This window comes from Streptomyces sp. YPW6 (genome assembly GCF_018866325.1).
Lineage (GTDB): Bacteria > Actinomycetota > Actinomycetes > Streptomycetales > Streptomycetaceae > Streptomyces.
Window position 1 is genome coordinate 74792 of the sequence record NZ_CP076457.1, and the last position, 12105, is coordinate 86896.

General features: G+C 66.3%; 12 protein-coding genes. 2 read left to right on the plus strand and 10 right to left on the minus strand.

All coding sequences use genetic code 11. The features are described 5' to 3' along the window. Window positions 1–17: 17 nt before the first annotated feature. The 4 genes from KME66_RS00315 to KME66_RS00330 form a co-directional block, all read right to left on the minus strand. Complete coding sequence (locus KME66_RS00315) at window positions 18–581, minus strand: hypothetical protein (protein ID WP_216317717.1); 564 nt, start codon at window positions 579–581, stop codon at window positions 18–20. Then, on the minus strand, window positions 578–1294 hold the full coding sequence (locus tag KME66_RS00320; protein WP_216317719.1) for a helix-turn-helix transcriptional regulator: 717 nt from the start codon (window positions 1292–1294) through the stop codon (window positions 578–580). The genes KME66_RS00315 and KME66_RS00320 overlap by 4 nt, the downstream gene beginning before the upstream one ends. A 397-nt stretch (window positions 1295–1691) precedes the next feature. After that, a complete protein-coding gene (locus KME66_RS00325; protein ID WP_216317721.1) occupies window positions 1692–1907 on the minus strand; it encodes a hypothetical protein in 216 nt (71 codons plus the stop codon). Between the two features lie 1056 nt (window positions 1908–2963). After that, complete coding sequence (locus KME66_RS00330) at window positions 2964–3281, minus strand: hypothetical protein (RefSeq protein ID WP_216317723.1); 318 nt, start codon at window positions 3279–3281, stop codon at window positions 2964–2966. A 3-nt stretch (window positions 3282–3284) separates the two neighbouring features. Between KME66_RS00330 and KME66_RS34505 the strand changes: the two genes are divergently transcribed. Further along, window positions 3285–3443: an HNH endonuclease gene (locus KME66_RS34505; protein ID WP_216317725.1), complete on the plus strand. Its 159-nt coding sequence runs from the start codon at window positions 3285–3287 to the stop codon at window positions 3441–3443. Window positions 3444–3521: 78 nt separating this feature from the next. Then, complete coding sequence (locus tag KME66_RS00340; RefSeq protein WP_216317728.1) at window positions 3522–4436, plus strand: GIY-YIG nuclease family protein; 915 nt, start codon at window positions 3522–3524, stop codon at window positions 4434–4436. A 258-nt stretch (window positions 4437–4694) separates the two neighbouring features. Here the strand turns inward: KME66_RS00340 and KME66_RS00345 are convergent, their stop codons facing one another. The 6 genes from KME66_RS00345 to KME66_RS00370 form a co-directional block, all read right to left on the minus strand. Further along, a complete protein-coding gene (locus tag KME66_RS00345; protein WP_216317730.1) occupies window positions 4695–6659 on the minus strand; it encodes a hypothetical protein in 1965 nt (654 codons plus the stop codon). A 64-nt stretch (window positions 6660–6723) separates the two neighbouring features. Further along, the gene (locus KME66_RS00350; RefSeq protein WP_216317732.1) at window positions 6724–7743 is read right to left on the minus strand and encodes a hypothetical protein; all 1020 of its coding nucleotides are present in this window, start codon (window positions 7741–7743) and stop codon (window positions 6724–6726) included. A gap of 300 nt (window positions 7744–8043) precedes the next feature. Beyond that, window positions 8044–9597 carry a DUF4041 domain-containing protein gene (locus KME66_RS00355; RefSeq protein WP_216317735.1) on the minus strand — a complete coding sequence of 518 codons (1554 nt, stop codon included), beginning with the start codon at window positions 9595–9597 and terminating at the stop codon, window positions 8044–8046. A 531-nt stretch (window positions 9598–10128) separates the two neighbouring features. Then, window positions 10129–10650 (minus strand): hypothetical protein, encoded by a 522-nt coding sequence (locus KME66_RS00360; protein WP_216317737.1) that lies wholly within the window; start codon window positions 10648–10650, stop codon window positions 10129–10131. Next, on the minus strand, window positions 10647–11276 hold the full coding sequence (locus tag KME66_RS00365; RefSeq protein WP_216317739.1) for a hypothetical protein: 630 nt from the start codon (window positions 11274–11276) through the stop codon (window positions 10647–10649). Before KME66_RS00365 ends, KME66_RS00360 begins: the two co-directional genes overlap by 4 nt. Before the next feature lie 58 nt (window positions 11277–11334). Then, window positions 11335–11841, minus strand: a complete 507-nt coding sequence (locus tag KME66_RS00370) for a hypothetical protein (RefSeq protein ID WP_216317741.1) — start codon at window positions 11839–11841, stop codon at window positions 11335–11337. Between the last annotated feature and the right edge of the window lie 264 nt (window positions 11842–12105).

Genomic DNA, 12105 nt, shown 5'->3' on the forward strand with positions numbered 1-12105 from the left:
CAGTCACCCAAAGGGCGTCAACGGGGCCTCATGACCGATTTCGAGTCGTGCGAATCACTCACCGGCGTACGCAGGGCCGAGTCGTGTGCCGGGGCGTTGCAGGCCGCGTACAGGCGCGGGGTGACGCAGGGAGGGAATGCTTCAAGTGCCCGCTCGGCGCTGCGCAGCAGGGCACGTACAGCGTGATCGTCGATTCCCATCAGGCCGGCGGTCTGCTTGATGGAGAGGTTGAGGCGGTGGTGGAGTAGGACCGTGTCGGCCTGCGCGTCGCGGAGCAGGCAGTGGATGCTCCAGCTGTGGCCTTCGGCGCAGGTGGTCCGTTCGCTGGCCTGGTCCCGCAGCAGCCGCCAGGCCCGGGCGGCCGGACAGGCGCTGCGCAGAACTGTTGCCCAGCCCGCGCTCAGGGCGTCGAAGGCCGCCTCAACGCAGTGGGTCGCCCGGGGCCAGTCACCGGTCCGTACGTAGGCGTAGCGCAGGTACCAGTCGAGATGGAGTTCGCGGAAGGCGGCGTACTCGAGGCAGAAGGCGGCCGGCATCCGCTCGCCGGCAGGTCTCGCCGGCCGGCGGCTGGTGCGGTTCACGTGGACCGCCGCCCTTGCTCTTGAGCTGCCCGGTGAGCTGCCCAGGGCGCTTTGAAGGGCTCCGGATCGGCGTCCAGCCACTGCAGTACCTCGCACAGTGCCTTCCAGTCCGGGACGAGCCGTCCGTCGAAGACTGCGTCCGTCTCTGCCTGGCTGAACCCGGGAAGGCATATGGATGCTGCTGCCGGGTGTCCCGCGGCGAGCCGTGCGCCGCGCAGTCCTGCGGCCAGGTGGTCGGCGAGGTAGGGCGCGTCGGGCAGGCGGGGTACGGACTTCGACGCGGTCTCCCACAGCAGGCGCAGGTCTGCGGGGTGACCGCCCAGCAGGTGAACGAGCGTGAAGACCGTGGTCCAGGGGACCACCGCCTTCCCCTCCAGGACCCAGCGCACCGCGAAGGCCGGCATACCGGCCTCGGCCGCGAGGTCCTCGAAGCCGGCCTTCGTATGCTCCCGCAGCGTACGCAGGGCACGCCCCAGGGCGGATGCGGCGTCGCTCGTGCGCTGAGCGGCGGGGGGCGCCGTCCGCGAGGCGTGCGCATCGGTGCCATCCGGCTGGCGGGCCCACGGTGCTGGTTCCCGGGCGGAGAGCCGCTGAGCGGTACGGGCACCGCCCCAGCGCGCTCGGGCCTGGCCCTCGGTCAGTCCGGCCACGACGGCGATCTCCGACCAGGTGCGGCCCGCGGAGCGCTCCTCGCTCACCACTGCCGCGGCCACGCACTGGGCATCGTCCACGATCCTGGACGTCAGCTCCAGGACCCCGTCGAGGGGAACGTTACTGAAGCACGCCGCGAACAGCTCATCTGCACGAAGGGCGAGTTCCGTGGCGACGGAACGGTGGGAGAACCCGGGTACCGCGGCCCGCAGATCATGGTCCCGTTTCCGCTGTGCGCGGCTGCGGTGGCTTTCGTCGTAGTAGTCGCGCGGGCGTCCGCCACCGGGACGCCGGTCGATGGTTTTCCCGCAGCCACAACCGCAACGGGCTTTGCCTGAAGCGTCAGACATCACTGCATCCCTTCCCCCTGCCGCCTGCGCATCCGGGGTGCGGGCGCGCAGGCGGCAGGGAGTGATCCGTGGGGGACCGCCGGGCGGCGGTCCCCCACGGTGTTGGAGATCAGACCTGGCGTACGCGGACGTAGCGCAGGTAGCTGCGCTTCGACAGCGCGACCAGAAGGCCGATCAGGGGCAGGGCGAGCGGGAAGAGGAACGGCCAGAGGGCGGGCAGCTGCTGCCAACCCGGCCGCACCGACAGGAACGCGACGATGCCCAGCAGGATGATCAGGAGCATGAGGAGGAGGCTGGCGCAGATACGCAGCTCGTACAGATGCACGCCGCGGGGTTTGGGAGCCTGTGGGGCAGGGATAATTCCCGATGGAACGACCGGGGGAACGTTAGCCTGTTCCCGGCTGTTTTCCGTGGTCACTGTTGACCCTTTCCAGGTTGACGATGGCCTGCCGGGTGGTCTCGGGCTGCAATCCCGGGACCACCTGCGCACAGCGTGCCATTACTCGGCTGCGCGCTGTCATTCCACACATTAGCTGCGCGATGGACGGCTTCACGACCGTTCCCTCCCCCCTGGGAAAAGTTCCCAGGATGGGAAAGCGTCCCGCATGCAACAGGTGTGCAATCAGGCCCAGTTCGGACCGGACTGCTGTCATATCAGGGCTCGATGAATGGTTGAATCTAGGCCCTCTACATGACGGTTCGTTCCGCATTTTGAGCAGCTGTGATCAGCCCCTGCCGGATTTCCTGCTCAGCAGCGCGGATTGGTCAATCTGAGTTGACACGACGTTCTCTTAATCCGGAACCCTCACATCCGTTCCGTACGCACGGGATTATGGGAATAATGCAAACGTTGCGAGCGCAACATTTCGGTTGCGGTGCGTGAATTTCCCTCCCGGGTGACTCCGCAGCGTGTCCAGCACCCTGCCAGGAAGGGCCTCATGCCTCGATCTGCATGCTTTGCCCGCAAACGGAGCAAGGGCGGGCCAGGCCCCGTCGGGCAACCCCCGTGACATGCATCACAGTTGGCGCTCGACGACTCCGGACGGGCCTGCGGACGGGCGCCTGCCGGTCGCACCCAGAGTGCCCCGGCGGACCGGGCATCCCTCGCCTCTCCGAGGCAACCGAGCCTGCTCCCACGGCAGAGGAAGTCCGAGCGCCGTCGCCATCTTCCACGGCGGGCTGCACAGACACTTGTCGGATCACGGCGGGCAATGGAGCGTACGAGCGCGCTGCCGTGGACGCGACGACGTACGACCCCTGGCCCGCGAGGGCGTTCCCGAGGGTGTAGAGCGCCACCTGGCGCAGTTCTGGCCAGCCGGCGTGTGAACGCCAGTGGGCGGAGACCGGCAGGCCGGCCCCCGCCCACTGGACAGCTCACCACCTATGAGGTGATTTTGACGATGAGTCCGCCTTCAGGGCCGTCGACGATCCGGTTTTTGGTCATGAACTGGCCCAGCAGGATGCCGGCATCCTGGCTCTGCCGGGCGTTGACCGGCATCGCGGAGTAGTTCAGCTTCTCCGCGAACGGGTCATGGTCCGCCTGCGCCGATCCCTCATATGTGGTGGCGAAGGGGTACTCGTCGCAGTCCTTGCCACCCTTGGTGTAGTCCGGCCCGAAGTATCGACGGCAGGCGGCAACCACTTCCGGTCGCGGGCATGGGACGCGAGCGGTTCCCCTGGCTCTGTGCAGCAGGAGCATGTTGTGCCCATTTCTCCAGGCGGAAGAGACGGATTCGGGAGCCTGGTGCCGGCCTGCCTTCACTGCAACTTGGACAAAGGGGACAGAAAGGCATGGATTGGGCGGCTCGGAAGGAAGGCGCCGTGCCGTCGCGAGCCGCCTGTCGCGCTCACGGTCTTATGATCTTCTCTCCATTGGAACGCAGTCGGTGGTGGTTTGCTTCTCCAGGCGGGCGCCGCGGCTCTCTACGGCAAGGGTGTCATGGTCGATCAGCAGCGTGGGGCCAGTATCCGTATCTTCCTCATCGATGGGACTCCTCAGGGGATGAGGCTGGTCGAGCGCATCGGCTGGACCGGCTGCTGCCTGAGTTTCTCGCGCTCCGACTACGACCGTGCTCGCCACCGCGCTGAGCTCCAGCGCTCCGGCGTCTACGTGCTGGTGGGGGCCGATCCCCAGGGAGCGCGGCCGGTGAGAATCTACATCGGCGAGGGAGAAGAGGTGCGGATCCGGCTCGATGCGCACGTCAGGGAGAAGGACTTCTGGTCCAGCGCCTTCGTCCTGACAACGAAGGACGACTCCCTGAACAAGGCGCACATCAGGTACCTGGAGGCGCGTCTGATCGCCATGGCCCAAACGGCGCAGATCGCGGGGGTCGAGAACGCGACCAACCCAGCAGCCCTGGGCAGGCTGTCCGAGCCGGAGACGTCGGACATGGAGGCCTACCTCGACGAGGCGCTGATCCTGCTTCCGCTTCTGGGGGTCACAGCGTTCGAAATCTACGACGAGCCCGCCGCGTCCACGGCGGCGCAGGTGACGAAGAACGATCAGGCGCGGATCGCCGGCCAGCGCTACCGCTTGACGACCCAGCTGACCGAAGCCGAGGGATACAGCGACTCACGGGGCTTCGCCGTCCTCGCAGGTGCACTCGCCCGCAAGGAAACGAAGGTCATGGTTGCGGGCTACCAGAGAATACGTGAAGAGCTCGTCGCCGAAGGCATTCTGGTGAGCGTCAACGACCGGCAGTACCGGCTGGCCAGAACCTTCATCTTCGACAGTCCCTCCAGTGCTGCCAGCGTGCTGGCCGGCGGCAGCAAGAACGGCCGGACGGAATGGAAGGACGACCAGGGCCGGACCATCAAGGAGAACGAGGAAGCGACCGCCGCGTCCCCGGCGTGAAGTGGGGCGGTCCGACCGGGACCCTGCCGAACGTACGCCTCCCCGTGCAGTACCTGAACCAGGAGCCGTCCCGGTCTGCGGCTTCCCCCTGCTTCGGACAGTGGCTCGGAGAGGGTTCCCGGTCCATTGGCCGCCTCCTGGGCCAGGAAATGCGCAGCGAAGGGCCGGCAGCGCCGCTCCTGGCGGGGACTCGACCCGGGCGTGGGTCCACTACGCAGATCTGCGGGCCTGCGGCTGCTCTCCTGTGCTTTCGCGGGTTCAGCGCCCTTCGGGAAGCAGTGCCAGAAGGCTGCACCAGGACTGCATCCGGGACAGCTCTGCTGTCGCCTTGGCTGTCCTGCCGAGCCGCTTGTACCGGATGACTCCGGTGAGCGCCCAGACGAGCTCGTCATCACTTGCGAACCGTGCCAGGTCACGGAAGGCGCGCAGACGGGTGATGGCTTCCGCGGGCGTCTGGTTCATGGTTTGCGCGGCCTGCAGGGCGGTCCACCGGCGCACGTGATCGGTGGACAGGACGGGGGTGTTGTCGTACGTCCATGAGAGCTGGGCACGAAGATAGGCCATCATCTTCGCCTCGCTGTCCTGGGGTGCTGTCGTGAACGCGTGCCAGGGAGCAAGGGGGCCGGACAGGGTGTGGACTCCGTCCTTCTGGTGCACGGTGAAAGTGAGCTTGTCCACGTGGCGTGGCAGGTAGGTGCGGATGAGAGCTGCATGGACGGAGAGCGTCGGAGCAGATTCTGTCCGGGCCTCCACCGTCCAGTGCCTCTCCCCTGGTGTGACAGCGACGTCCTGGTAGCTCGAGTTCTCCAGCATGATGGTGATCATCTGCTCGGGGGTGAGGCCCAGCGTCTGCCACAGGTCTTCGGTGGCGAAGTTGGTGTATCCCAGCTCGCCCATGGCCTGCCACAGCGCTAGTTGGCAGGCGTGGATGCTTTCATAGCCCTGGAAGACGCCGTCGATGACATCGCGCCACGCGATGGTGCGGGTGCTCTTCTTCCGCTCGATCACTATGCCGGTGTCGTCGTAGTGGACCAGGGCGTGGGCGCGGCCGGTGCGCAGGTCGTTGTCCAGCCCGTCGAGGAGGCCGTGAAGGCTCGGCTCCTGTTGTGCTGCGGTGATGAGCTCGGTGGCGTTCTTGTGCCGCAGGTCCCTGTATGCGGCTGTCTTGCGGCCGCAGGCCAGCAGGAGGGCGGTGGCGATGACCTGACCTGGCCCTTCGACCTGTGCCAGGGCGATGCTGAGCAGGGCTCGGCCCGCCTGTCGGGAGTGTGTGGCATGGTCGACGGCATGGACGGCTTCCATCGTGCCGTCGAACAGTTCGTGCAGGGCCCGCTTGAAGTCACCTTCGAAGACCGGTTCTTGTGCGAGTGCGCGCAGAACCTGGGGGTTGGAGCGGAACACGTCGTAGGCGAGGCGGATGACCTCACAAAAGCGGTCTGGGTCGAAGATGCTCTGGGCCAGTACCTGCCCGACGGCGAGCATGACTCCGGAGCCGTTGACGCCGCGTGAGGATGTGATGTCCTGCAGCTGGTCCCGGGCTGCTGCGTCCAGGGCCAGCAGATCGGGAACCTCGAAGGTGCGTAGTGCGCGAGCCAGCAGGATGGTCTGGATCCGCGCGGTGTCCCGCTCGGCAAAGAAAAGTTCCGCTCCGTCCGCAGCGTCGTTGGCGGTCTTGATGAGGCCCGCGGCGCGGTCGAGGTGGCTTTGGGCGTGTGTGCCGTGTTTCTGTGCCTCGAGCGGGGTGGCGGCCAGCAGTGCGGCAAGGTAGGCGTCGATCATCGAGGTCAGCTCGGCGACAAGCTCACGCAGGATGGTGAGCCGTACTGTCAGTGGGCGTCTGGCGTCCGTGTTGTGGACCAAGGTACGCAGTTCGGTGAACTCGGCGACGCAGGCTTTGAGGTCTGGCGCTCCGCACTCGGTAGCCTGTGCTGCCTCTGCTACGGCTGTGAAGAAGCCGCTGTGCCATGTTGCGAGGCGCTGGAACAGATCGGCGTGCAGGGTCTCTGGGACTCCGAGCGGGCCGGTGGGCAGTGGGGCGACGGGCTGCGTCAGCAGCTTCCGCGCCTCGGCAGCGGCCTCGCGGCGTGCTCGGCCGGCCGTGTCGATCTCCCACGGCTGGGGACGGTGGCCGCAGTCGGGGCAGATGATTCCCCGGATGCGGCTGATACCGCATCCCGAGCAGCTGATCTGCGTGTAGGACAGTCTGAAGGCGTACGAGGTCATGGGATGGATCGCTTCTGTCTGAGCGGGTGCTGACTGCGGCAGACGGGTTCGCTGTCTGCGGCAGTCAGCCTGAAACTTCTTCGACGGTGCGGACAATGAGGCCGGGAAGGAAACTGATGGCGCGCTTAAGTACGCCTTCGATGGGGACGGCGTGGTGGCTGCCGTCCACGCTGATGAGTCCGGCCCAGGCGGCTGGGTCGTAGCGGGCGAGCATGGAGAGCGTGTACACCACCGACCACCACACCATCAGTAAATGCGGTTGTCGTCCTGTCGGTTCGATCGCCGGGAGGAACCAGCGCGAGTCTCCGTGGCTGCGGGAGAGGCCACGCAGGTGTTCACGGCGCTCCTCGACGAGTGCGTTGCCCTGGGGCATGAGCCAGCTCACCCGGAGTTCGCCGCCGCCGTGGTCGTAGCGGGTGAAGTCGGGGGGCCCGTCGGGGCGGGGTGTCCGGCGGACGTACTCGTGGTGCTGGGCGAGGCCCGGGTACTTCGCGAAGAACGCGTTCACCGTCTTGCGGCTGCCGTCGTCGATGACCCAGTCGGGGATGTCGCAGACGGGGACGTGCAGCAGAGGGTGGGGGTCGCCGTGGATGCTGCGGTCGTCCGTGTACAGGGTGGGGTGCCGGTTCCGGTCTGTGAGCGGGTACTCGCGGTTGACCGGCAGCATGTCCCAGAGGTCTTCGAGGCGTACCGGGTCCCTGCCCCAGACCGGGGAGTCAAGGAGCTGGCTCAGCCGCACGAAACTGCTCCGCGACGTCGCGGGGTCGGTGCGGATCTCGATGTCGGCGAAGGGCTTGTCGAAGCCGCTGGCCTTGATGCCGTGACCGTCGAGGCGCCAGTCCTCGCCCTTGAGGTCGACCGCCGCGGCGGCGATGGCCCGGCCGGCCTGGCTCAGGCCGTAGAAAACCTGCAGGGGGCGAGTGGCGGGGCCTACCACGGCGGCCGCGCGGAACATCTGCTCTGCTTGTTCCAGTGCCGCAGCATACGTTTTCCGGCGTGCTCCGCTGCCGGCCTTGCCGGGCGGGTTCGCCCGGCTCACACGCAGCTTCTCCCACGCCTCGTCAGGCTCCGCCTTCATGTACATGCGCCGACGCTACTCCCGTGCACTGACATCGGTCAGACCGGTGCCCAGCACACGGTGTCATTGACTTTCAGCCGGAACGAGTGCAACGGAGCCCCCGGGGGGCGTCGAGGTGGCTCGTGTCGGCGCAGTTGAAGAGGTGACCTTGGTTTCACAACGTCGTGGACCGCGACTTTCACACGTAGCCCGTCTGGGGCAGGCTGCGCCGCCTTCAGCGCGGAGTGCAGCCGCCTGTCGCCGCCCGGCTCTGCCAGAAGGCCACGTGCTCGCCCGGCTTACCGGCAGTGATTGCGCCGTGATGCATCAGCCTGTCTTGCTGGCGCGCCACTCGAGTGCTTGCGGGGTCTCGCTGAACTCCACCAGGTGTTCCCCTGCGAAGCGCTCCAGCGCGGTACGTACTTCGGTGGGGGTGACGTAGAAGAACTCTTTCCTGCTGTTGACGCGGTTGACGCGCCGGTCGGCGAATTCTTGGTGGAGGCGGGTTTCCAGGCCGACGGCGTCCTTGCTGAAGATCAGGGCGTGGACGTCGAAGCGGAAGGGGACGGCGGCGCCGCTGAGTTCGTAGACGCGGTCGAGGGGTTCAAGACGCCGGGTCATGCCGATCTTGACGATGGTGTCGCCGAAGGCGCCGATGTTGGAAACGACGTAGACGTAGCCGGTGCGGATGTTCGCCGCTCGTGCGTCGACGTCCTGGAGTGCCTGCTGGATCTCGGCGAGTTTGGATTCCATGTCGCGCACCGCGTCGTGGTTGCCCTGGGAGCGGAGACGTTCGAGGGCAGCCTCGTAGTGGTTGAGTTCCTTGTTGAGTTTCTCTCGCTCACGGTCCAGTTCACGCTGGGCTGCAGCTTCCTCGCGTTCGCGGGCTCTCGTCTCGCGCTGGGCTTCCTTCTCCTCGTCCTTCTTCTGCAGGAAGTCGGCCGTCAGCTGCAGTTCGCGGACGCGGGCGTCGTGATACGCGTCGGAGATCCGGATGTGCATGGTGGCGCCGAGCTTGGCGATGGTCTCCCGGCTCTTGTAGAGGCGGTCGACCAGTGAGGTGAGGCGGTGGGGGCGCATGGTGCGTACCGCGTAGTCAGCTTCTGCGTTGTAGGCGCGCAGCATTAGTTTGGAGAAGTCGCGGATCATCTTCCGGCCCTCGCGCGCAGAGCCGTTGACGGTCCAGTCCGTAGCTGCCAGGACCGCCTGATTGTTGCGTGCGAGATCCTTGATCTCGGCCTTGAGGGAATCCAGGCGGCTGCGGTAGGCGACAGCGTCGTGCAACTGGTGCCGGTAGGCGTAGATCCCTGCCTGCTGGAGAAGGACCGTCTCGTCGGTGGTGACGATCTGAGCTTGCAGTTCGGTCAGACGGGTTTCGGCCTGGTAGATCTCACTGCGCTGCCGCTCGGTTTCCTTGCGAGTTGTCTCGGCGTCTTTGGCGACCTGCTTGGCTTCCCTCTTGACGTCTTTGACAGTTTGGCGTGCTTCCTCGACGATGCCTTCGGCCTGTGCCCGGGCCTGGGTCAGCAGCGCGGCCGCCTCATGACGTGTCCGGTGCACCAGCACGGCAACCTGTGCGGCGTCCGCGCCGTGGGCCTGCGCGATCCATGCCCTCAGCTCTTCGAGCTCGCTTGCCTCAGTCTGTCGCCTGCGGCCGAACCAGCCCCGCTTCCGGCCGGCAGGAGCCTCGGGCTGAGGTGCGGACTGGTGAGGGATGGCACCGGTCACCGGAGCGGCGTCGGGGGAGTCAGCCAGCCACAACTGCCAGCCCGGCGGGGGCGGTGGCCACGAGGGATCAGGCTGCCAGCCGTCCGAGGGAACCCATCCTTCGGGCAACAGCCAGTTCGGCGGCGGGTTGAACCGGAACCCATTCACGCTCACGCTCGCCTTCCCCCCACTCAGCCACCGTTCGGTGACACACCCAGAGCAACTCTTGCGATCATGCCGCGCAGCCTGCCGGGAGAAGGACCGATCACGAAAAGCGGCGCAAAGAGCACCTTGGCTGGTCCACGAGCATCGAAACTCAGACGGCGACGGAGGTGGACCCGTCGTCCCTGCTGCAGCTCGCCCTCGGTGGGCCCTGGCGGTCCGAGGCACGAGCAGGCGAAACCCTTAGGCTCCCGGGCATCGCAGACCGCGCCGGGGAGACTGTCCTTGTCCGACTCTGTCAGTCATCCTCACCGCCACGCCCCCCGGATCCGCCGCGATGGCCGCCCGGGCGGCCTGCAGGAAGGCTTGAGGCCCGGCGTCTGCGATCCCTCGCCCAGACGGTCGGCCGGAAGGCCGGCCACGACCCTGACGGCTCGATCGCCAGCTGGGTCTGGGCACAGGAACTGGTCCGAGGTGGCGCGAAGACGATGCACCTCGCCCGCATTCTCGCGGTGGTCTGGGAGATGATGACGGCGGCCGTGCTCAGTCCATTTCTTCGCTCATGGAAACGGGTACTCGACGGACCATGTTGATCTCTGTAGGCCGGGGCTGTCCTCGCCCGAGGACACCTAGGACTACGGGTTCGAGCCCGAGTCTCAGGGTGGCGCTCTGCAGCGTTTCGCGAAGATAGGGGTGAGCAGCAAAGTAGCTGTTGTTCTCTACGTATGCCGTCACCGCCTCCCCGGAAGGAAGCGGGCCGTCATCCAGGGTGTAGTCGACGACCACGGCCACCTCTACGTGCGCCAGCGTTGTTTCCTCGCTGTCCTGCAGCTCGACTGTCTGGCTGAAGCGTGCAGCAAAGCGCGGGGGCTCCAGGAGTACCTCGCTGGCCGACATGTGGATCTGGATGCGGTGGACGTCAAAGGGTGGGTCCTGATGGGCTTCGGCTTCCAGACGCTGCACTCGCACATCGGTCAGATGTAGCCGGCTGTTCAAGTCGGCTACTTGCTGCTGCAGGTCCGGGCCCTGGGCGTCGTCTTCCGTGGTCGTGCCTGTAAAGCTCATGATGGCGGGCCTTGAACAGCGAAACGCTTGCTGATGGAGCGAGCCGCCGAGCCCTCTTCAAGAGCGGCGTCGACTTGAGCGAGAGTACGCGTGACGCCGGCCTGGGCGACGGGTTGCCAGCGCTCTTGTGGCGGCTGGGCCAGGAGTGCGTTCAAGCTCATCACCTGTTGCGGAGATAGGTAGGCGACATCAGGGTCGAGATCCAGGCAGTACTGAGCCTTGAGCCAGTCGCGCACCTGCGGCCAGGTCCAGATCTTGCTTGTGGCGCGCCCCTGGCCAACGTGTGCGCGCGCGTCCGGGAAGGGCTGGCCCGAAGCCCGCCGCTTGCCTGTGGTCCAGAGCCGGATGGCTTCGTGACTCAAGCCGGTGCGGGCGGCGATGTCGGCAAGCGAAACGAACTGTTCATCGACGCGTTCGATGCGTGCTTGTGGCAGAGCGCGCTTGATGGCTACCGCTGCTGCTGCCGCCGCTGCGACGGGGTCGGCATCTGTGGTGTACACGGATGCCACCACCTGCCCAGCGTTCGCCCCCCACCCCAGGTCCGACAGATGTAGTGCCAGCTGATTGGCTGTCTCGTCATCATTGAGACTGATGTTGCGCACAACAAGAGGAATGACCGTTTCCATGGAAGTACCCCCTCCTTCCTGCTGCCACGATACCCTCATGTTGGACTTCTCCAACACATTAAGCGCCGGAAGAATCCTCGGCATTCCAGACTCGGGCAAGATCCCCTGAAAGGGTGCTCGCCCGCGCTCTGACCTGCGCAATTCTCTCGCTCAGGGCTGCACCGAGGTCTCCCGCAGGCAGCTCATCGCCAAGCTGCCGAGCCTCGTCGGCCCGCGCGTCAGCACCCGTGATGAGGTCCCGAACATCCTCATGCGACGGCGGAAACCCCAGTTCATAGCCCTGCGGCAGAGAATCGAATGCCCCTTCGATGAGCCGGGCACTGTCGCCCTCGCCGACGAGAGCACGCTCAAGCAGCTTGTCCGCCTCATCTGCCACAGCGTCGACTCTGTTGAGGAGGTGCCTCACCTCTGCGGTCTTGCCGGCCGCCCGCAGGCAGAGATCAGCGGCACCCAGAAGGCTGTCCGCCTGATCGAGGAGGCCCGATGCGCGAAAGACGATCTGCTGCTGCGACTCGAGTTCGCCGTGGTCGCACCGCTTGATCTTGCCGCGAGTCTGGATCGCCACTGTCTCCGTCGCCCTGCCGGAGCTGAAGACCAGTTCCGTACAGCCGTCATCCCCCAAGCCCGGATCACAGGAGATACGCCCCCAGGGGTGCCCCTCGATCATCATGAGGTGCCAGCCCGCAGCTCGGGCCTCACGAAGAGTCTGCTTCCACGATGGCTTCTGATGAGCCGGCCACTGCTCATGAGGCCCGTACCAGCGGCTCAACGCACCCCTCCGTCCCCCGGCGGCTGCGGCGCAGCCCGCTGCCACTCATCAGTATCTCAT

Bases quoted from the DNA above. Each gene is read 5' to 3' on its own strand.
- KME66_RS00365 (WP_216317739.1), bottom strand. From the start codon at position 11,276: ATGGAAACGGTCATTCCTCTTGTTGTGCGCAACATCAGTCTCAATGAT.
- KME66_RS00345 (WP_216317730.1), bottom strand. From the start codon at position 6,659: ATGACCTCGTACGCCTTCAGACTGTCCTACACGCAGATCAGCTGCTCG.
- KME66_RS00330 (WP_216317723.1), bottom strand. From the start codon at position 3,281: ATGCTCCTGCTGCACAGAGCCAGGGGAACCGCTCGCGTCCCATGCCCG.
- KME66_RS00360 (WP_216317737.1), bottom strand. From the start codon at position 10,650: ATGAGCTTTACAGGCACGACCACGGAAGACGACGCCCAGGGCCCGGAC.
- KME66_RS00350 (WP_216317732.1), bottom strand. From the start codon at position 7,743: ATGTACATGAAGGCGGAGCCTGACGAGGCGTGGGAGAAGCTGCGTGTG.
- KME66_RS00340 (WP_216317728.1), top strand. From the start codon at position 3,522: ATGGTCGATCAGCAGCGTGGGGCCAGTATCCGTATCTTCCTCATCGAT.